This is a genomic window from Snodgrassella sp. B3800 (assembly GCF_026535865.1).
Lineage (GTDB): Bacteria > Pseudomonadota > Gammaproteobacteria > Burkholderiales > Neisseriaceae > Snodgrassella > Snodgrassella alvi_E.
In genome coordinates, this window is the sequence record NZ_JAFNPH010000002.1 from 209080 (window position 1) to 230262 (window position 21183).

The window sequence follows — 21183 nt, forward strand, 5'->3', positions numbered from 1 at the left end:
CATGCAAAAAAACATTCTGATTACCGGCTGCTCCAGTGGCATTGGCTACGCCACCGCCAAATTATTACGCCAAGACAACTGGCGAGTTTATACCAGTTGCCGTAGCGCTGAAGATGTTGCACGTTTACGTGCAGAAGGTTTTCACTGCCTCCAGCTGGATATTACCAGTGATGAACAAATACAAACCGCTTTTGATACAGTACTGAGTGAATTCGGCCATCTGGATGCGCTATTTTGCAATGCCGGCTACGGACAAACTGGTGCCGCTGAGGACATCAGCCGCACAGCTTTGCATGAACAGTTTAATACCAATGTATTCGGTACATGGCAATGCATCAATGCCGCCATGAAAATATTTCGGCGTCAGCAATACGGCCGTATACTCGTTAATTCCAGCATACTTGGATATGCTGCCATGCCGTGGCGTAGTGCCTACAACAGCTCTAAATTTGCACTGGAAGGACTATGCGATACTCTACGCTTGGAAACTCATGCGAGCGGTATTTATATCAGTCTTCTCGAACCCGGACCTATAGCCACACGTTTTCGACCCAATGCGCTGGTTAAATTCAAACAGTACATTGATGTAGAGAACAGCGTTCATCGTGCTGCCTATCAGGCTCAACTCAACCGCTTGCAAGCCACAAGCAGCGTCGCTCCCTTTACATTAACGGCTGAACAATGTGCCAGCGTTTGCGCGCGCGCCCTGAATGCCCACAAACCTAAAGCTCGCTATCCGGTTACCGTACCGGCACATCTTTTCTGGTATTTAAAAAAAATTTTTCCTATCACGTGGCTGGACTGGCTTTGTCGTAAAGCCGTCAGTAAACAGGGAAAGTAACAGCTCTTCAATCTGCCTGAAATAGGCCATACCAAAATTCAGAACAACACAATAGTACGATGACAGAACCAGCTACAACGCCAACGTTATCCCGTAAAGGCCGTAATACCAAAATTGCGCTTATCCGCAGCGGCGTGGAAGCCATGACCACATACGGCTACAACAGTGCAAATATTGAAAGCATACTTAAAAAAGTAGGCGTCCCCAAAGGCTCTTTTTATTATTATTTCAAAAGCAAAGAAGAATTTGGCTATGCCATACTCGATTACTACAACAGTTTTTTCACAAAAAAACTACAACAGCATTTACTCAACGAAAACATTTCTTCTGCACTAACCAGAATCAAGGCATTCTGTACAGATGCCAGAAACAGCATGTCTGAATACCATTTCAACCGCGGCTGCCTAGTTGGCGAACTAATGCAGGACGAATGCTTGCTTCCGCCGGATTACCCCGCTTTACTCAGCAATATTTTACACAACTGGCAGCACCTCATCGCCAGCTGCTTACGGTTGGCCCAGCAGCAACATGAAATAAACCAGCAAACAGACTGCAACCAACTGGCGTGTTTCTTTTGGCTAGGTTGGGAAGGAGCAGTCAGCCGAGCCAAACTGCTGAAAAATGCCACACCACTAGACACATTTACCCAACAGTTTTTCAATTTAATCAAATCCGCCTAACGCACCCCAGCTGCCAGCCACATTAGCTACTTCAACACGTCTTTTTCGCTTTAACCAAACCAACCGCATTGACCAATTAACCAATTGCTCATTACTGACAACCAGCCTATAATCAAAATTAGACCGTTCGTCTAGTTACCCCCCTAAAAGGCATAATGTCATGTTATCCAAGGCCATATTCTTAGAAAAAACTGAAAACGATTTTTCCTGTAGCATCCAACAAATCAGAGAAGAAAATCTGCTACAACAAACAGGCGATACCCTGATACAAATTCAGTTTTCTAGTCTGAACTATAAAGATGCTCTGGCCATCACTAATAGCGGCCCCATAGTAAGGCAATGGCCAATGGTACCCGGCATAGACGGTGCCGGTACCATTATTCGCAGCAGCAGCGAGCACTTTAAAGCTGGAGATCGCGTCATCTTAAACGGCTCGGGCTGTGGCGAAACCCATTGGGGCTGTCTGAGTCAGTATGCCTATCTTAAATCAGACTGGCTTATCCCCTTACCAGCCGGCTTAAGCACCCAGCAAGCCATGATGATCGGTACGGCCGGATATACAGCCGCCCTTTGTGTTCAACGCATCATCAAACATGGCATTACTCCAGAACATGGCAACATTCTTATTACCGGCGCCACAGGAGGTGTCGGTTCCGTTGCCATTATGTTACTGGCTCAATTAGGCTATACCCTCACCGCTGCTACCAGCAAAATCAGTAACACCGATTACCTGCAACAATTAGGCGTACACCACTTCATTGACAGTAAAACACTAGCCAGTGCAGAAAAACCATTACAAAAACAACAATGGGCAGCTGCTATAGATGTACTCGGTTCACACAGCTTGGCTAACATCTGTGCCCAGACTCAATATGGCGGTATCGTAACCGCATGCGGTCTGGCTCAGGGCATGGATTTACCGGCCACAGTAGCCCCTTTCATACTTAGAGGCATTACTCTAGCCGGTATCGACAGCGTTATGGCACCTTACTCTCAACGCATAGCAGCATGGGATTTTCTGGCCAAACATCTGAATACACAGCAACTACAGCACATTGCCCACACTATCAGCCTGAATGAGTGCCCTGAAACCGCTCAAGACATCATTAAAGGCAAAATCAGAGGTCGGTTTATCGTTGATGTAAACCTCTAACCAGACAAAACCAGCCCGCTGCTCGTAACTGGATCTAGACCAAAATCCAGCCGCACCGATATCCAGAGAAAAAAACCATTTTGCGTAAGGCAATGCTAAAATAACCACAATCAACCGATAACATACACACCCAACACACCATTCCTTATCAATGAACCCGCCTACCGTCTACCTTGCTTCCGGCAGCCCCCGTCGGTATGAAATCCTCACCAATCTTGGCTACCATGTATTGCGGTTGCCCGCAGAGATTGATGAAACGCCCTACCCAGACGAAAACGCCACTAAATATGTGCAGCGCATGGCACGTATGAAAAACAGCGCAGCACTCAGTACATGGCACCAGACACAGCAACAGCCACCGGAATTTCCGCTGATCAGCGCCGACACCACCGTTAGCCTGAATAACCTCATTCTGGGCAAACCAGTCAACACCGACGATGCGGCACGCATGCTCAAACTACTTTCAGGCTGCCAGCATCAGGTACATACCGCCGTTTCCATCTACTGGCACAACCAAACCCTGCACAGCCTGCAAACCAGCACTGTACACTTTGCACCCTTACAGGATGAACAGATTACTGCTTACATTGCCAGCGGTGAACCACTGGACAAAGCCGGAGCCTATGGCATCCAGGGGCTGGGCGGAATGCTGGTTCAGCATATCAGCGGTAGCTTTACCGGTATCATGGGCTTACCCGTTTATGAAACCACCCAGCTACTCAACCAATGCGGCTGCACTCCACTTACCAATCCAGATTAATCCACACAATATCTATATTCATCATGAAAATACTGCCTTTACTACCTATTTTCGCCATTACCAGTCTGGCTGCCTGCTCACACCATGAAAATTATCGCAGCGCCAGTGAAGCCGCAGCCATCACCGCCTCCGATGTACAAAACGCTCACCTTGAAGCTACCACTACCCTCGACCGGATTGCTGATGAAACCGCCTCAGATAGCATTATCCCATCAACCTCTGTCAATTCTTCCCGACCGGCCTCTATACCTCAGCCACCAAACTAGACAACTCGCAGCTATACTTACCCACCTAAAATTATCCAAACGCATATTGACTGCGCAACGATCTCACCCATTCACCTGCAATTAATAACAATGATTCAGAATAATCAAAAAATCACAAAACCGGTTAGCTTACATCAACAGAAGTAATATCCAACCGCATAACCCACATAAAAACAAATCATTATCAGCAGGCTACAGCCAGATACAATTGACGCAGAAAAATCACAACCCTACCATTCTTGATTAAATAACTTAATCAAGATGAGCATATTAGTGGTTGATACAACAGCAAAATCCAACACACATGGTGGTAGCAGAACCGGCGCTGGACGCAAAGCCAGAATTGCCGGACCAAAAATAGTCAAACGCATCCCCGTCAGCCTAATACCAACAGTAGAGCACCTGATTGATCAGCTGGCTGACAGTCCATTACAACCAGCACAACATCTACCACTCGACTGCTGGAAAATAGCCAGCGACCTCAGCCAGCTCAACATCCCGCTGGCCACAGAAACCATTCCTGCTGGTTTCCCTAGTCCAGCAGAGCCATACATCAGCGACTATCTGGATTTCAACCAATACCTGATCAAAAATCAGGCCGCCACCATTGCCGTACGCTGCGGCGGAGATTCCATGCACGACGCCGGCATCAGCCGCAACGACCTGCTTATCATCGACCGCTCCCTGCCCCCCAGACACCGCGACATCGTCATGGCCGATTTAGGTAACGAATTCACCATCAAACGCCTACACAGACTCGACAACGGCAACGTCGAACTGCATTCCGAAAACAACAGTCAATCCTATCCTAACTTCAAATTCAGCGAAGGAGACACCCTCGCCATCGTCGGCGTCGTCACCTATGTCATCAAACACGTCCGCTAACCCATAAACCATGTACTCAGACCAACAACTAGCCTTTGTCGACATCGAAACCACCGGTGGTCGCACCACCAGCGACCGCATAACCGAAATCGCTGTCGTCTATACTGAAGCCGGCCAACAGCAGCTCTTCCATACCCTGCTTAACCCCGGCACCAGCATTCCACCTTTTATTCAAGCGCTCACCGGCATCAGCAACCAAATGGTAGAACAGGCACCATACTTTAATAACGAAATTGCCAGCCAGCTTGCCACCATCTTCAAAGATCGCATCTTCGTTGCCCACAACGTACGCTTTGATTACGGCTTCATTAAAGCCGCCTTCAAACGACTCGGCCACACCTTTAATCCGCAGCAACTGTGTACCGTCAAACTGTCACGCCTGCTCTATCCCGAACACAAACATCACGGCCTAGACAAAATCATCGCCCGCCACAAAATCGACATGCACAACCGTCACCGTGCCTTTGCCGATGCCCGTGCCATCTACGACTTCTGGCAGCAACTCAAACACAACTTTTCAGCCGACACCCTGCAACAGGCCTGCAAAACCATCATGCAGCGCCCCAGTCTGCCCACCCACCTCCACAGCGACATCCTGAAAAACATCCGCGACGATTACGGCGTATACCTCATATACGGCGACAACGACCTGCCCCTGTATATCGGCAAAAGCAAACAAGTCAAAACCCGCCTGCTGAGCCACTTCAACCAGGATGTGCACAACAGCAAAGAAATGAGCCTGTCACAACAGGCCAGAAAAATAGACATCATCCCCTGTAGCGGCGAACTGGATGCCTTGCTAACCGAATCAGCACAAATCAAACAGCGTCAACCCATCCTTAACCGCCGCCTGCGCCGCCAGAAAGACCTGTTTAGCTTCAGGGTCGACACCAATGCGCACGGCTACGACACCTTGAGTATCGTCCCCATGCGCCATGTTCTACTTAACCAGCAGCAGCGCTACTACGGCCTGTTTCACAGTAAAAGCGATGCCCAGAAAACCATCAACAGCACCATCAGCAGCACCGACCTGTGCCTGCAAACCCTCGGTATCGAAAAAGGCAGCAGCAACCGCCCCTGTTTCCGCCACCAGCTACACCAGTGCAGCGGCGCCTGTGTCCACAAAATCAGCGCCGACATGCACAACCTCAAACTGGCATTGGCCTTACAAAAAATCAAACTGGCCGCTTGGCCATTTAATCACTACGCCTATGTCAAAGAAAAACAGAAATACCACATCTTCCATCACTGGATTTATCTGGGTAGCGCCAGCAATAGCGACGAACTGCACACCATCCTCAGCCAACCACAAGGCCAGCTGGATCGCGACGTCTACCAGATCATCCAGCAACACAAACACCGCCTGCAAACCCTGAACCCCTCCCATGTTTGCCCTGATTGACGGCAATAACTTCTATTGCTCCTGCGAAAGAGTTTACCGCCCCGAGCTCAGACAACAGCCCATCATCGTACTCAGTAACAACGACGGCTGCGTCATCTCACGTTCCAACGAAGCCAAAGACATAGGCATCAAAATGGGCGTACCCTACTTTCAGATTCAGCATCTCATACAACAAGGCAAACTAACCGTTTTTTCATCCAACTACGAACTGTATGCCGACCTATCACGGCGCATGATGAGCACCATCGCTTCCCTTGTGCCCGCCATCGAAATCTACTCCATCGACGAATGCTTTGCCGACCTGCAAGGACTAAGCAACCTGCACCAGATTGGACACAACATCCGCAACCGCATCCAGCAATGGGTTGGCATACCCACCTGCGTCGGCATTGCCCCCACCCGAACACTGGCCAAATTCTGTAACCACCTAGCCAAACGCCACCGCCACCATTTCAACGGCGTTGTCGTCTGGACAGACTGGAGTCACAACATCCAGAAACGTGCCCTTGCCAGCGAACCCGTCACCGAAATCTGGGGTATTGGCCGCCGAATCGGCCACAAACTAGCCGCACAGGGTATCCACACCGCCCTTGACTTCATCAACGCCCACACTCCCACCCTGCGCAAACAGTTTGGCGTTGTACTCGAACGTACCCAGCGCGAAATGCAGGGTATCCCCTGTAGCGAACTTATCATTGAAGAAGCCAACCGCCAGAACATCGTACGCAGCCGCAGCTTCGGCAGAATGGTCACCAGCCTCGAAGGTCTGCAAGCAGCCATCAGCCACCACATCACCGCTGGCGCCGCCAAACTGCGCGAACAGCATAGTCAGGCACATATCATCGGCGTATTTATCTACACCAACCGCTTCCGCCACGACCTGCCCCAATACAATGGCTACCAATTCATCAAACTGCCACATGCCAGCGCCGACAGCATCACCCTGAATCGCATCGCCCAGAATTTACTGCGCCGCATCTACCGCCCCGGCTACGAATACAAAAAATGCGGCATCGAACTGGGCGGCATCGAACCAACACATCACTTCCAACAACTGGATTTACTCTGCCCCAGCCAACACAACCACCGCCCCGAACTGATGGTCGCATGGGACAACATCACCAACCACTACGGCCGCAATAGCATCCAACTGGGTAGCGAACTGCAATCCAACCACTGGCTCATGACCCGTGCCCAACTTAGCCCCTGCTACACCACTCAGATAACTGACTTAGCTGTAATCACCAGTTAAAAATACACACGAATTAAACCATAGTAAATTTTTATATAAAAATAACTAAATATCAGCTTATCTAGCAATACAGCAATAATTTATTTAAACAAATTCTATAACTGGGAAATCTGTGCAATAAATGCCTTTTAAATTTGGCTAATCTGGAACCTTCTATTTTTTGTTTCACACTCCCTGAGCATCAGAATCCACCATCCCGCATTCTAAAAAATTTCCAAATTTCTTTATTCCGTTAAATATTCATCTCAATTTTCTAGTCCAGAAATCTTGATTCATTAAGAAAAAGAAGAATAAGTACAACATACTAATACCAAAAACATTCAGGTACGTAAAATCACAGTTTTTCCGGATCAGAAAACAATATCCGGTTTACTTGGCAAGACAAACGCATAAAACATGAACCAAGAAGCATTTTCTACAACTATTTACACACCAAAATTTCCAGTTCGGTATTTTGCCCTGATGTGTGACAAATAGAAGGAGTACTTAACGAGAGAGTGAACAGCCATAGCTAAACAGTATTAATAAAATTTAAATACCCTCACTTAATAACAGAAGCCAACAGACCGTCTTAATTCCTACATTAAAAGATATTGAAACAGTCACAAAAGCTTATAAAATGAGTCTATTTTCTACAGACTTCTTCTAAGCAGAAGAGTATTTAATATTATTGCTTGTAAAAAATCAGAAGAGTTATTATTTGATCTTATGAGATATCATCAATAACCACAATTTAAACATCATATATGAAAGCACTGATTTCAATCGATTACACCAATGACTTTATCGCAACAGACGGCGCGCTTACAACCGGAAAAGCCGGACAATCAATTGAAAACGCGATGGTGAATTTAACCAAAACCTTTATGGAACAGGGAGATTTCGTAGTATTTGCCATAGATGCACACAAAGCAGATGATAATTATCACCCTGAAAACAAACTTTTCCCACCACATAATGTCATCGGTACTCAGGGGCAAGAATTGTATGGCGTACTCAAACAACTATACAGACAAAATCAAACCAACCCACAAGTATACTGGCTGAATAAACGCCATTATTCCGCTTTCAGCGGCACCGATCTGGATATACGCTTGCGCGAAAGAAATATTACCGAAATACATTTAACCGGTGTATGCACCGATATCTGTGTGCTACATACCGCCGTAGATGCCTATAATCTGAACTATAAAATAGTCATACATCAGAGTGCCGTTGCCAGCTTCGATTCTATCGGTCATGAGTGGGCATTAAAACATTTTCAAAACACTTTAGGTGCAACTATTGTATGATGATTTAATTTTGATAACTGAAATTAAAAGGAATAAACTAATATATTTCTAAAATAAGAGAAAATTATAACAATACTATTAAGTATAAGTGATGAAACTAATAAATATGTATAATTATATAATGTATTGTTTTATATATATGGACATATATTAATTTTTAACTTAATCTATTATTTATTGGCAATTAGTATTTAATTATTTTAGTAACACTAAGATAATAAGGAAAACAGGATTTGAACAAATATAATTTACATCTATTAATTATATCCATATTTTTAATACCATTATCTATCTATTTAGTTTATCCAGGCATAATATATGGCGACACATATAATCAATATTATCAAGCGTTGACCAATAACTATGAAGATTGGCACCCTCCAATATTAAGCCATATATGGCGCATTCTGTTAATTACAACAGGTACTAAGTATTCTTTATATGCTATATTAATTATTATCAATAGTCTTTCACTGGTATTATTATTATCAAACTTAAAAAAAAGGTACGTTGTACTACTTTATTTAATTTTATATTTTTCACCTTTATTTTTTAGTTATTTTGGCTGGGTTTATAAAGACTTTTTTCTTGCAACATTAATATTATTGATTAGTGGACTATTACCAATATATCTAAAGCATAAAAATATAATATTTAGAATTATATTAATACTTTTGTTAATCTTCACCTCTCTTTTTAGGGCAAATGCAGCTTTCATAACTGCTCCAATAATAATGTATTTAGCTTTTTCCAATTGGAATAAAAAAATCATATGTTATTCTGTTTTATTATCTATTTTATTAGTTTTAGTTCAAAGTCCAATAAACCATACAATACTTAAAGCACATAAAAATTATCCAATAATATCCCTAAAAGTATTTGATATTTCAGGCATATCTCATTTTAGCAAAATAAATTACTTTCCTATTGGTCTTTCAGATCATGAGAAAGATATGGTACTGGGAAAATGTTATTCGTCAGAATTATGGGATAACTATGCAGGATGGGGAAAATGTAGTTTTCTTCTCAACAAATTAAATAGTGGTAATAATATAAAATCTGTCAATGAGTTACTGACAAAACAATGGATAGCTTCTATTAAGAAACATCCATATTATTATATTAAGCATCGTATCAGTCATTTTATAATATTTCTCACAAACCATAATTCATATGGATATGGTTTAGATTTGGGCTTTTACGATGCTAGCAAAGATAACGAAAAAACTTATGAACCTAAATCCCAAAAATTTGAATCCATTTATAAAAAAATATTTTTGAATAAAAATAGCTTATTCTCCTATACGCTTAGTGGTCTTCCATGGCTATTAGTCTTAATCATATTATTTATAAAAACATTTAAGAAAAATTTTGATTTTAATTCACAACACTATAAATTGATTAATTGTCTTTGCTTTTCCGGTATTTTTTATATAGGAATGTATTTGTTTATTGGTGTTGCCAGTGACTTAAGATATTTATTACCATCACAGTATTTAGGCATAGCAGCAATAATATATTTTTATACTTATAAAATAAAGGATACAAAGAAATGAATGTGGCAGTCTTAATACCATGTTATAACGAAGCCATTACTATTGAAAAAGTTATAAATGATTTTCGTAAGGCCGTCCCCAACTCAACTATTTATGTTTATGATAACAATTCATATGATGGGACAAAAGAAATTGCAAAAAATACTGGAGCCTTGGTTAAAGAAGAATATATTCAAGGAAAAGGAGCTGTAATCAGAAAAATGTTCGTAGATATTGATGCGGACTACTATATCATGGTTGACGGTGATGATACATATGATGCCCAAATAGCGCCAAAAATGTTGGAATTAGCTATACAAAACAACTATGATTTAGTTAATGCTATTAGAATAGAAACTGAAAATAATGCTTATAGGTCAGGTCATAAACTTGGTAATAAAGTAATCACGGGAGCAGTAAAAATATTATTTGGCAATCGAGTTCATGATATGCTATCAGGATATAAAATTTTTTCTAAGCGATTTGTAAAGTCATTTCCTGCAAATGAAAAAGGCTTTGCAATTGAAACTGAAATAGCCATACATGCTCTCCAATTGAATGTAGCTATTGGACATATTGAAGCTCCTTATAAAGGAAGACCAGAAGGCTCTACGAGTAAATTAAATACCTACAAAGACGGTATGCGCATCTTAATGCTGATCATCAAATTATGTAAACATGAAAGGCCATTATTATTATTCGGTTTTATTTCAATGATATTCATAATAATATCGCTTATATTATTCACTCCAATTTTAATTAATTACTATAATACTGGTTTAGTTCCAAGATTTCCTACATTAATAACATCTATAGGAATTGGAATTGTAGGTATTATTACTTTCTTTTCTGGACTTATTTTAAATACAGTCACCAAAGGTATAAAAGAACTTAAATACTTGTGTTTTTTAAATGTTAAATAAATTATAAAATTTATAAATGCAATAAAAATTCAGGTAGCTTCTTAGCTACCTGAATAATAAGAATACACTTAATATAATTATAAATTAAATATTATTCTTTAAATAAACTTAAAAATTTATTAGAACAAACCTATCTATTTGCTTATTTTGTAAACATAGATCTAAATAACTATGATAAATGATAAAGTTAATACATAAAAATAAAATTTATTTCTCTCAGTAGTAATACGATAAATTTCAATTAAATGCTTTTTATCAAAAATCAACCCAATATTTTTATTATTCCGATGCATTGAGTACATTCAAACATTACTTATTCCAATATATTTTAAGAATAGCTGAACAATGAAATAATTATATTTAATGTGTAATTTTTATTATAAAACAATAATTTTTACGTGTTAGGTCAATTAAACCCACATATTTAAAACCAATTAAAATTAACTATATAATTATTTAAATCAATCAATACAATCGAAAATATCTTCCGAAGACAATGGCCAGAAATCAAAGTAAATTTTTTTGCCCTAACGAAATCAGATAACTTTATACAATATTCATAAGTACTCTTCTTTAAAAAATATGAATATTTGCCGAATTACTGGCAACTGATCACAGCATAATTATTGATATACATTAGACAGAATAAATAATAAATAGAATTTGAAAACAAAAAAGCCAACATTAAATATGTTGGCAGTAATTTGGTGGGTCGTGAGCGATTCGAACGCTCGACCAACGGATTAAAAGTCCGCTGCTCTACCGACTGAGCTAACGACCCTTTGGCTCCCCGACCAGGGCTCGAACCTGGGACCTGCGGATTAACAGTCCGTCGCTCTACCGACTGAGCTATCAGGGAAAGGAAGAGCGAATTATAGGTGGCGTTGCGCACTTCGTCAACCCTTTCGTTCTAAATAGACATTGTCTTTAATGCAAACCACTGGAAATAATATACATTTAATTTTTGCATTCATAAAACGTGGGATGTATTCATGTGTAAAAGCTGATGGATTAGCTGAATAACTATTGAGTGTAATTTAAGAAAATATTTTGAAAGAAATTTAGCCGGTTTCTGATAGCAGATTTCATATTTAAACAGCACTGTTGTATTAATATATTTAATTGAATTGATTTGGTTCAGAATAAAAGATTTTTGCCAAGCTAAAATTTTGGCAAATATAAAACCGGCTGTAACCATACGTACTCAAAATCAGCCAAAATTAACTGTCGAATTTTCATACCCTAATGTGTGATAATTTTGCTAATTTTTTGAAATTAATATGAATAGTCAGCAAAGCCGGTTCAATAAAGGCAGTATTCAATTTCTATATGTGGGTTAATGTTCCAATTATTGAGACATTAGATAACGATGCACTGAGACCAAACCAATTTTCTTTTTCCAGCCACATACATTTTACTCTACAAATAACTCAACTTTTCGTATTCTATTATGCTAATACTATGGATAGGCGTAATCCACAATCAGAGGAGCATGATCAGAAAACTTAACATCTTTGTAGATGCTTGCTTGCTGCGCACAGGCTGCCAGATTTGGGGTGGCCAAATGATAGTCTATACGCCATCCTACATCTTTTGCATAAGCCTGCCCTCTATTGCTCCACCATGTGTAACCGGGTATTTCCGGATACAAGGTGCGCCAGATATCGACCCAGCCCAGTTCATTGATTACTTGACTTAGCCACTGGCGCTCTTCCGGCAAGAAACCTGAATTCTTCAGATTACCCCGCCAGTTTTTTATATCAATATTTTGATGAGCTATATTCCAGTCACCGCAAATCAGAATATCTCGTTGTGATGTCTGCAAGTCTCGCAGTATTGGCAGAAATTTATCCATAAAACAAAACTTAGCCTGCTGTCGCTCTTCTGAACTACTGCCAGAAGGCATATATAATGAAATAACTGTCAATTGACCAAAATCTGCACGCACGTATCGGCCTTCTTTGTCAAAATCCTCCCAACCTAATCCAATTTGAATAGCATCCGGCTGCTGTTTACTATATATAGCCACACCACTGTAACCTCGTTTAAGAGCGGTATGCCACGCCCCATGCATGCCCAGTGGATGCTTCATCTCTTCTGTCATATCAGCTTCCTGCGCCTTTAGTTCCTGTACACACACGATATCTGCCTGAGCCAGAGCAAGATAATCAATAAAACCTTTACTGGTTGCAGAACGTATTCCATTAACGTTGGCAGAGATGATGCGCATCCGCATGTCCTTTCGTTTGATGATAAAATTTAATGCTTAAGTTTTTGTATTCCATTTTATCATTAAGGATAGTCATGTCTGATTTTCGTCAGGATTTTCTGCATTTTGCCTTGCAACAGAAGGTTTTAAAATTTGGCCAGTTTACTACTAAAGCGGGCAGACAAACGCCCTATTTTTTCAATGCCGGTCTCTTTAATGATGGCTATAGTATTTTGCATCTGGCACGGTTTTATGCTCGTTCTATTCTGGAAAGCAAAATTGAATTTGATATGCTGTTCGGACCAGCCTATAAAGGCATTATTCTGGCTGCGGCAACAGCGATGATGCTGGCAGAACGAGGACGTAATGTACCTTACGCATATAACCGTAAAGAAGCCAAAGATCATGGTGAAGGTGGTGTATTAGTTGGTGCACCTTTACAGGGGCGCGTACTGATTATTGATGATGTCATTTCAGCTGGTACTTCGGTTCGTGAGTCGGTAACAATTATTCAGCGTGAAAGGGCAACTGCTGCCGGAGTAGCCATTGCACTGGACCGAATGGAAAAAGGCCAAGGTATGCAATCTGCTGTTCAGGAAGTACAGCAGCAATATCAGATTCCAGTGTTGGCTATCGCTACTCTGGATGATTTGCTTCGTCTATTGGAAAATGATTCAGCTTTGGCTAGTTTTCATCAGCCGGTGACTGAATACAGACAGCAATATGGTGTGTAAAATTTGTCTGGTTCTAGCAAAAAGGATTGCATGAATGATTCATACAATCTTATGTTTACAATTTGATTATCTTTAGCTGGTATTGACCAGATGAATGTTGAACAATTACTTAGTCATTATGGCTATATGGCCATCTTTATTGGCAGTATTCTTGAAGGTGAAACCATTTTGACCTTGGCTGGCTTTTTTGTGCATAAGGGTTATCTGCTATTTTTACCTTCTATATTATGTGCTGCCGGTGGTGGTATGCTGGGAGACCAGTTGTGTTTTTTTCTTGGTCGCTATTATGGTACGCGTCTAATACAACATTTTCCTAAATTGGATCCAATGGTACGGAAAACTGACCGACTTCTTTGTAAACATAGTTCATTGATTATTATAGGGGTACGTTTTATGTATGGACTGCGGATCGCTGGTCCCATAGCCATTGGTATGAGCAAAGTACCTTTCCGTCGCTTTATTCTGCTTAATTTACTGGGCGCATTGATCTGGGCAACTATAATTGTGAGTTTTGGCTATGTATTCGGACAATCTGCACAGTGGTTGTTTACACAGCTTGAGCAATATACCGTAATTGCTTTAGTTGTTGCTCTGTTGATAGCTGCAATAGTTCTGGCTGTTTATCTTTATATTAAACATCGGCACAGTAAACAAGACTGATTTATTTTTCGCTAAGCAGGTGTATGCAACCTATATAAAATGTTTAACTTGAATAATTGATTGATTCAAATTTTTTTCAATATAAGTAAATAAGTAAGTAAGAAAAAACCCGCATCAGCGGGTTTTTTCTTCTAAATTCAGATTCTAAACCTGGATTAGAATGTGTGTTTTAAGCCTACACCAAAGGCGGTAGTTTTGTCTTTACCATTACTTTCGCCGTTACCTTCGCGCAACCAGCCTGCTTGTACGTTAGCGGTTGTACTTTTAGAGAATGCATAGTCAGCACCAAGTACAACCTGATCGTATTTGGTATTTTTCTCTTTGGTACCGTTGATTTTTACATCCCAGCCATGGACATAGGAAATTTTCGGGAAAATATTACCAAAGTAGTAGCCTACTGTCAGAGCAGCTTCCTGACCCTGATTGTCCATAGTCAAGCGATGGTCACCAACATCAACTTTTTCTTTTGTAGCCGGATCTACGATACTCAGATTGTTCAGGCCACGGAAGTAAGAGCTGGTATTTTTGGTGTATTGATAGCCCACACCAACAAATAAGTTGTTAGCATCGTAACCGCCTTCAATACGGTGTACCTGTCCATCTTTCATATCTTTTTTTAGACCATCTACTTTAACAGCAGAGTTTTTCAGGTAATCAAAACCATATTTTGCAAAATAACCAGCATTCTGATAATTCACTCCAACACTATATTTATCGCCGGAGCCAATACCATGATCGTATTCCGCATTGCGATCGCCGCCATTAACGTTATCGCGTGGAGAATATAAAGCGCTTAATTTGAAGCCAGCAAACTCTGGAGAATTGTAAGCAATACCTACATAACGTGCTCCAGTACGGGTAAATTTACCCAAACCTAAAACCTGGTTGTTGTATTCCCAAGGATCCACTGCATCCATATTGGCCTTCATGGCATTACTGATGCGACCAGCTCGGACCGTACCGAAATCCCCTTGCAATCCGATGAAAGAGTCACGGTTAGCCCAACCATCAGCTTTACCATCATTGTTACCCAAATGAATAGCAGATTCTACCTGCCAAATAGCTTTCAGACCGTTACCTAAATCATCAGAGCCTTTAAAGCCAATTCTTGAACCATAGTCAGCAATACCATTCTGGTATGGACCACGGCTTTCTCCGCTGGTTTTAGTGGAAGAAGTTTCATAGCCTGCTTTCATTTGGCCGTACAAAATAACCTCTGCCATAGCAGCAACCGGTAATGTAGTTAAAGCTAAAGCAATCAGGGTTTTTTTCATTACTGTATTCCTAGTTTCAACGTCAATAATACAAACCTCAAAAACCAAATGAAGCACTTTTGAAGTTTTAGATCAATCGTCAAAATGACGAGTGTGCGGAATATAAAGGTCGGATATTAAAAAAGCAAACCTTCAGATTTGATTTCGAGCATGAGAAAATTCTACTGGTAACTGATTAAGTAAAATACGTATAAATAAATATCAGAAATGTTTTTAAATAGTCGTAATAACCTTTGAATTGATATTTAGATGCACTGATTCATGCATTATGTTCACACTAATCACCATCTGAAGTATATTTTTAGATATTTGAAAATTTTTATTTAGAAAAGTCAGTTACAACACTTTTATTACGGTTTTTGATAAGCAATATTGAATCTTTAGCTGATACCTAGGCATATATTAAAACTACAAAGTGCTTATCAGAAAATTCTTATTTATAAATCGTTGCTGATGATTAACTATTCAACATAAATTTGTAGATTGCAATTTTTATTACATATTAGTAAGTAAAATTGATTGAGGAAGAAATATATTCTCTTTAATTGACAATATAAAAATTAAATATCCCAGTACAGAAGATAATGACCATTCAGATGAATGATTTACATGAAAAATCATTAAATATACATAGACACTTTCTTATTGTACTAATGATTTTATATTGATGTTACAGTACAGCCTTTAAGTGTGGATAGGCTTTTCTATTTTCAAAATTCTAATCAATATTTATTCTTATATTACTTGATGAATATAACAACTACTAATGAATAAAGAAACTATTCGATCTACTATGCTCTACAATAGATATTCTGACTGATAGATTTAATAAATAAATTTTATATAAATTAATCCCCGACTAAGAACAGTTTTTAAGTGTTCTACTGTCGGGGATTAATTTTAAATACTAATCAGTATGTATTAACAACCAATTAGAAAGTGTGTTTCAAGCCAACACCAAAGGCAGTAGTTTTGTCTTTACCTAAGCCTTCGCCGTTACCTTCACGCAACCAACCAGCCTGTACATTAGCGGTAGTGCGTTTAGAGAAGTCATAGTCAGCACCTAACACAACCTGATCGTATTTAGTGTTTTTCTCTTTAGTACCATTAACTTTTACATCCCAGCCATGAGCATAAGAGATTTTCGGGAAAATGTTACCAAAGTGGTAGCCAACAGTCAGAGCGGCTTCCTGACCCTGATTGTCTTCAGTCAGTTTGTGATCACCAACATCAAGTTTTTCTTTAGTAGTTGGGTTAACGATACTCAGATCATTCAAACCACGGAAGTAAGAACTGGTATTTTTGGTGTACTGATAGCCAACACCAACAAACAAGTTGTTAGCATCGTAGCCACCTTCAACACGGTGAACCTGACCATCTTTCAGGTCTGATTTCAAACCATCTAATTTAACAGCAGAGTTTTTCAGGTAGTCAAAACCGTATTTAGCATAGAAACCAGAGTTGTGGTAGTTCAAACCAGCACTGTATTTGTCACCAGAACCGATACCACGCTCGTATTCTGCGTTACGATCGCCACCATTCACGTTGTCACGTGGAGAGTACAAAACGTTGAAGCTGAAACCAGCCCATTCTGGAGAATCATAGGCGACACCAACATAACGGGCATCGGTACGGGTGAATTTACCCAGACCTAATGCTTCATTGTTATATTCCCAAGCATCTACAACGTCCATATTAGCGTTAATGGCATTGCTGATACGACCAGCACGGATAGTACCGAAATCAGTTTGCAGACCTATGAAAGAGTCACGGTTAGCCCAGCCATCAGAACCGCCATCACTATTACCCAAATGAATACGGGATTCTACCTGCCAGATAGCTTTCAAGCCATGGCCAAGGTCTTCAGAACCTTTGAAGCCGATACGTGAACCATAGTCACCAATACCATTCTGGTATGGGCCACGTGATTCACCGCTAGATTTAGTAGAAGAAACTTCATAGCCTGCTTTCATTTGGCCATACAAAACAACCTCAGCCATAGCGGCAACCGGCAAAGTGGTCAAAGCCAAAGCAATCAGGGTTTTTTTCATTGCTGTATTCCTTTTCTATGTCGAAAAAACAAACTTCAAAAACCTAATGAAGAGCTTTTAAAGTTTTGCATTAATCGCCGCGTTAGCGATTTCATGGCTGTCAATATAATGCTTTAGTTGCAAAAAAACAAATTCATTTGCAAACACACAACACTTTTAGCAACCTGTACCGCGACAAATAACAGTTAATCCACTATATAATTCAATAAAATCATATATTTATTTTGATAATAATACATTAAAATAATTTATTATTCTTTTTTAAAGTGTTGTAGTTTTTCAACACATTAATTGAAATAAATAATCATATTGGGCAGTTGGCATGTTATGAATCAGACAAATCTTATGTATTTTGCTACTGATTTTATCACTAGGTAGTTTTCACCATACTTTTAACTACCAAAATCGTCAACCCATAAAGACACGCCGAAATTCTGCCCGTTTCGCTAAGTCTTATTAAACGAGCAGAATTAAGATTATCAAGTTCAAGATAAACAAATCTATATTCTAGTTTCAATCTGTTCCAGTTTGACAGGTGTACCTTGCACTGCGTCTGGTTGACTCTGTAATCTATCTTTGCGTCGTAATTTAGATTGAGTGGAACTTTCACTATTATCGGAGACAATAATATTTGTACTGGTTTCAACCAGTATAAGCCCACCCAATTCGGCAATTTGAGACAATTCTATTTCTGCTGTTTCAGGGATGCTTACAATCAACTGATCGGCTTCTGGCTGTTTAGTTTGTACGGTAGATGCTGTGCCTAATTTTACCGGTTTATCAGAGGTCGCAGAATACTGAACTGACTCCATCTGAGCCAGAACATGAGTAATCACATTCTTAGCTTGTGCTACTGCCTGCTGTACCAAGATATTGTCATCTATATACGGATGAGCTGACTGAACTGAGCAATCAGCAGCTTGATTTCCAATATTTTCAGGATGAAGTACGTGCTCAGTAGTCTGCTGCACTTGCGCAGCTATAGCATGGATATCAATATTGCGGCTGATTTTACGTGCTGAAATGATGTAGCTGCGTTTTTTCTTACCATTCTGTCGCCGGCTGTTTTTATCATGTCGTGATTTATGGCGTTCATTTTTTGCCTCTCCGCCCGACAAGGTAATAATCAAGGGATCAGTTGTCTGAGTTTCGTCAATTATTTCAACATTATTTACTTGCTGGGCTGGAACTTCATTTTTGCCAGAAGTACGCTGACGACGACGGCGAGAATTATTTTGCTCATGCCTGATACTACTGCTTTCCTGACTGATTTCGGATGACGTTTCCGTCTGAGATAAATCATATTTGTCAGAACGTTTTTCTTCACGACGATTACGCTGCTCATTTGCAGTACGAACTGCCGCTATGTGAGTTGCTTGTGTTTTATTTTCAGAATAATGCTCGCTTTTTTTAGCTATTTCGGCATTTTTAGAGAGACGGCTAGTGCGCGACTGTCGGCGTTCGTGTGGCTGATTTTTCTGCTGTCTGGATTTAATAGTTCTTTCAGCATGAGAAGCACTTGGCGAAACTGGAACGGCTGGTTTTGCACTGAAAAGATTACCCAGCCATCCTGAAAGTTTTTTCCACATACCCGGTGCAGTATCTTTTTCTACAACTACCTTCTCAATAACCGGAGCCGGCTGGGTATGATGTATCCCTTTCACTGCTGCTTCAGGTCTAACAGGTTTGTTCTGTCCAATTGAAAATGGTAGTTCACCAATGTTTTCAGGTTCCTGCACTTGATGGTAACTGGGAACTGTATTTTCTTCTATGTTATCAGTACGAACACGTATAACACTGTAATGCGGGTTTTCGAGATGAATATTCGGAATCAGTAACACGCATACATCCAGCCGCTCTTCCAATCCGAATAACTCAGCACGCTTTTCATTTAAGAGAAAAGTAGCCACATCTACCGGTACCTGTACGCGTACTTCGGCAGTGTTATCTTTCATTGATTCTTCCTGAATGATGCGGAGAATATGTAATGCTGTTGATTCAATACTACGAATGGAACCAGTACCGGCACAGCGCGGGCAAATGGTATGGCTACTTTCACCAAGAGAAGGCTTCAGACGTTGTCGCGATAATTCCATTAAACCAAAACGCGACAACTTAGCCATCTGTACCCGTGCACGATCTTTTTTCAAGGCTTCGCGCAAGGTGGTTTCAACATCACGCTGGTTTTTACTATTTTCCATGTCTATGAAGTCAATCACAACTAATCCGCCAAGATCACGTACGCGCATCTGACGGGCAACTTCTTCGGCTGCCTCCATATTAGTTTTGAATGCTGTGTCTTCTATATCTGCTCCACGGGTGGCTCGGGCAGAGTTTACATCAATGGAGACTAACGCTTCAGTATGATCAATGACGATGGCACCACCGGACGGGAGGGCAACTTCACGGGAAAAAGCAGACTCAATCTGCTGTTCTATCTGAAAACGAGAAAAAAGCGGAGTATGGTCAGTATAATGACGTAAGCGACTAATATATGCCGGCATCACATAGGACATGAACTCACGGATCTGATCATATACTTCCTGCGAATCAATCAGTATTTCTCCAATATCAGGCTGGAAGTAATCGCGTATGGCACGAATAAGTAGTGAGCTTTCCATAAACAGCAGATAAGGTTTGTTGTGCTGTTGTGCGGCCTGCTCAATGGCTCGCCATAGCTGTACCAGATAATTTAAATCCCATTGCAATTCTTCTGTACTGCGACCAATACCGGCAGTACGTGCAATCAGACTCATACCACGCGGGGTATCCAGCTCACTCATAGCCTGCTTGAGTTCCTGCCGATCTTCACCTTCAATTCGGCGTGACACACCACCACCTCGAGGATTATTGGGCATCAATACCAGATAGCGTCCGGCCAGGCTAATAAAAGTGGTTAGCGCTGCACCTTTGTTCCCTCGCTCATCCTTTTCCACTTGTACAATGACTTCTACGCCTTCGGACAAGACATCCTGTATACGAGCCCGTCCACCTTCATAATTCTGAAAATAGCTGCGCGATATTTCCTTGAATGGTAAAAAACCATGGCGATCTGTGCCATAGTCAACGAAACAAGCCTCCAGTGAAGGTTCAATGCGAGTAATGATACCTTTGTAGATATTGCCTTTACGCTGTTCCTTACCCAGTGTTTCGATGTCAAGATCAAGTAGACTTTGTCCATCTACAATAGCCACGCGCAATTCTTCTGCCTGCGTGGCATTGAATAACATTCGTTTCATGAATACCTCGTTATGTGCACTGACGAG

The 21183-nt window shown here is 40.8% G+C and carries 17 protein-coding genes and 2 tRNA genes; 13 read left to right on the forward strand and 6 right to left on the reverse strand.

The genetic code is table 11. From position 1 onward, the window contains the following. Position 1 precedes the first annotated feature (1 nt). The 11 genes from J3U64_RS05020 (at position 2) to J3U64_RS05070 (ending at position 10989) form a co-directional block, all read left to right on the forward strand. Entirely contained in the window at positions 2-841 is an 840-nt protein-coding gene (locus J3U64_RS05020) for an SDR family NAD(P)-dependent oxidoreductase (RefSeq protein ID WP_267408517.1), read from the forward strand. Positions 842-900: 59 nt separating this feature from the next. After that, positions 901-1521, forward strand: a complete 621-nt coding sequence (locus J3U64_RS05025) for a TetR/AcrR family transcriptional regulator (RefSeq protein ID WP_267408518.1) — start codon at positions 901-903, stop codon at positions 1519-1521. Between the two features lie 160 nt (positions 1522-1681). After that, entirely contained in the window at positions 1682-2674 is a 993-nt protein-coding gene (locus J3U64_RS05030) for an MDR family oxidoreductase (protein ID WP_267408519.1), read from the forward strand. A 151-nt stretch (positions 2675-2825) separates the two neighbouring features. Then, entirely contained in the window at positions 2826-3434 is a 609-nt protein-coding gene (locus J3U64_RS05035; protein ID WP_100157293.1) for a Maf family protein, read from the forward strand. A gap of 23 nt (positions 3435-3457) precedes the next feature. After that, positions 3458-3700: a hypothetical protein gene (locus tag J3U64_RS05040; protein WP_267390683.1), complete on the forward strand. Its 243-nt coding sequence runs from the start codon at positions 3458-3460 to the stop codon at positions 3698-3700. 261 nt (positions 3701-3961) lie between these two features. Next, positions 3962-4585 carry a LexA family protein gene (locus J3U64_RS05045; RefSeq protein ID WP_267408520.1) on the forward strand — a complete coding sequence of 208 codons (624 nt, stop codon included), beginning with the start codon at positions 3962-3964 and terminating at the stop codon, positions 4583-4585. Positions 4586-4595: 10 nt separating this feature from the next. Continuing rightward, the gene (locus tag J3U64_RS05050) at positions 4596-5987 is read left to right on the forward strand and encodes a 3'-5' exonuclease family protein (protein ID WP_267408521.1); all 1392 of its coding nucleotides are present in this window, start codon (positions 4596-4598) and stop codon (positions 5985-5987) included. Continuing rightward, positions 5971-7239: a Y-family DNA polymerase gene (locus J3U64_RS05055; protein ID WP_267408522.1), complete on the forward strand. Its 1269-nt coding sequence runs from the start codon at positions 5971-5973 to the stop codon at positions 7237-7239. The genes J3U64_RS05050 and J3U64_RS05055 overlap by 17 nt, the downstream gene beginning before the upstream one ends. Positions 7240-7985: 746 nt before the next feature. Beyond that, positions 7986-8531: a cysteine hydrolase family protein gene (locus tag J3U64_RS05060; RefSeq protein WP_267408523.1), complete on the forward strand. Its 546-nt coding sequence runs from the start codon at positions 7986-7988 to the stop codon at positions 8529-8531. A gap of 233 nt (positions 8532-8764) precedes the next feature. Beyond that, entirely contained in the window at positions 8765-10087 is a 1323-nt protein-coding gene (locus J3U64_RS05065; RefSeq protein ID WP_100151776.1) for a hypothetical protein, read from the forward strand. Next, entirely contained in the window at positions 10084-10989 is a 906-nt protein-coding gene (locus tag J3U64_RS05070; protein WP_267408524.1) for a glycosyltransferase family 2 protein, read from the forward strand. The genes J3U64_RS05065 and J3U64_RS05070 overlap by 4 nt, the downstream gene beginning before the upstream one ends. Before the next feature lie 705 nt (positions 10990-11694). Here the strand turns inward: J3U64_RS05070 and J3U64_RS05075 are convergent. The 3 genes from J3U64_RS05075 to J3U64_RS05085 form a co-directional block, all read right to left on the reverse strand. Beyond that, positions 11695-11770 (reverse strand) — tRNA-Lys (locus J3U64_RS05075). Positions 11771-11772: 2 nt separating this feature from the next. After that, positions 11773-11848: transfer RNA gene (locus J3U64_RS05080), tRNA-Asn, on the reverse strand. 600 nt (positions 11849-12448) lie between these two features. Continuing rightward, on the reverse strand, positions 12449-13219 hold the full coding sequence (locus tag J3U64_RS05085) for an exodeoxyribonuclease III (RefSeq protein WP_100140444.1): 771 nt from the start codon (positions 13217-13219) through the stop codon (positions 12449-12451). A 74-nt stretch (positions 13220-13293) separates the two neighbouring features. Here J3U64_RS05085 and pyrE point away from each other — a divergent pair, with 74 nt between their 5' ends. Further along, positions 13294-13932, forward strand: coding sequence for an orotate phosphoribosyltransferase (gene pyrE / locus J3U64_RS05090; RefSeq protein WP_267408525.1), 639 nt, complete (start codon positions 13294-13296; stop codon positions 13930-13932). A 90-nt stretch (positions 13933-14022) separates the two neighbouring features. Then, on the forward strand, positions 14023-14592 hold the full coding sequence (locus J3U64_RS05095) for a DedA family protein (RefSeq protein ID WP_267408526.1): 570 nt from the start codon (positions 14023-14025) through the stop codon (positions 14590-14592). Positions 14593-14747: 155 nt separating this feature from the next. Here J3U64_RS05095 and J3U64_RS05100 read toward each other — a convergent pair whose 3' ends face one another. From J3U64_RS05100 to J3U64_RS05110, 3 genes are all read right to left on the reverse strand, one after another. After that, positions 14748-15866 (reverse strand): porin, encoded by a 1119-nt coding sequence (locus J3U64_RS05100; protein WP_267408527.1) that lies wholly within the window; start codon positions 15864-15866, stop codon positions 14748-14750. Positions 15867-16798: 932 nt separating this feature from the next. Then, positions 16799-17917, reverse strand: coding sequence for a porin (locus tag J3U64_RS05105; protein ID WP_267408528.1), 1119 nt, complete (start codon positions 17915-17917; stop codon positions 16799-16801). Between the two features lie 500 nt (positions 17918-18417). Further along, on the reverse strand, positions 18418-21156 hold the full coding sequence (locus J3U64_RS05110; protein ID WP_267408529.1) for an Rne/Rng family ribonuclease: 2739 nt from the start codon (positions 21154-21156) through the stop codon (positions 18418-18420). Positions 21157-21183: the final 27 nt, after the last annotated feature.

Bases quoted from the DNA above. Each gene is read 5' to 3' on its own strand.
- J3U64_RS05045 (WP_267408520.1), top strand. From the start codon at position 3,962: ATGAGCATATTAGTGGTTGATACAACAGCAAAATCCAACACACATGGT.
- J3U64_RS05095 (WP_267408526.1), top strand. From the start codon at position 14,023: ATGAATGTTGAACAATTACTTAGTCATTATGGCTATATGGCCATCTTT.
- J3U64_RS05055 (WP_267408522.1), top strand. From the start codon at position 5,971: ATGTTTGCCCTGATTGACGGCAATAACTTCTATTGCTCCTGCGAAAGA.
- J3U64_RS05070 (WP_267408524.1), top strand. From the start codon at position 10,084: ATGAATGTGGCAGTCTTAATACCATGTTATAACGAAGCCATTACTATT.
- J3U64_RS05040 (WP_267390683.1), top strand. From the start codon at position 3,458: ATGAAAATACTGCCTTTACTACCTATTTTCGCCATTACCAGTCTGGCT.
- J3U64_RS05030 (WP_267408519.1), top strand. From the start codon at position 1,682: ATGTTATCCAAGGCCATATTCTTAGAAAAAACTGAAAACGATTTTTCC.
- J3U64_RS05020 (WP_267408517.1), top strand. From the start codon at position 2: ATGCAAAAAAACATTCTGATTACCGGCTGCTCCAGTGGCATTGGCTAC.
- J3U64_RS05085 (WP_100140444.1), bottom strand. From the start codon at position 13,219: ATGCGCATCATCTCTGCCAACGTTAATGGAATACGTTCTGCAACCAGT.
- J3U64_RS05110 (WP_267408529.1), bottom strand. From the start codon at position 21,156: ATGAAACGAATGTTATTCAATGCCACGCAGGCAGAAGAATTGCGCGTG.
- J3U64_RS05025 (WP_267408518.1), top strand. From the start codon at position 901: ATGACAGAACCAGCTACAACGCCAACGTTATCCCGTAAAGGCCGTAAT.
- J3U64_RS05105 (WP_267408528.1), bottom strand. From the start codon at position 17,917: ATGAAAAAAACCCTGATTGCTTTGGCTTTGACCACTTTGCCGGTTGCC.
- pyrE (WP_267408525.1), top strand. From the start codon at position 13,294: ATGTCTGATTTTCGTCAGGATTTTCTGCATTTTGCCTTGCAACAGAAG.
- J3U64_RS05060 (WP_267408523.1), top strand. From the start codon at position 7,986: ATGAAAGCACTGATTTCAATCGATTACACCAATGACTTTATCGCAACA.
- J3U64_RS05035 (WP_100157293.1), top strand. From the start codon at position 2,826: ATGAACCCGCCTACCGTCTACCTTGCTTCCGGCAGCCCCCGTCGGTAT.
- J3U64_RS05100 (WP_267408527.1), bottom strand. From the start codon at position 15,866: ATGAAAAAAACCCTGATTGCTTTAGCTTTAACTACATTACCGGTTGCT.
- J3U64_RS05050 (WP_267408521.1), top strand. From the start codon at position 4,596: ATGTACTCAGACCAACAACTAGCCTTTGTCGACATCGAAACCACCGGT.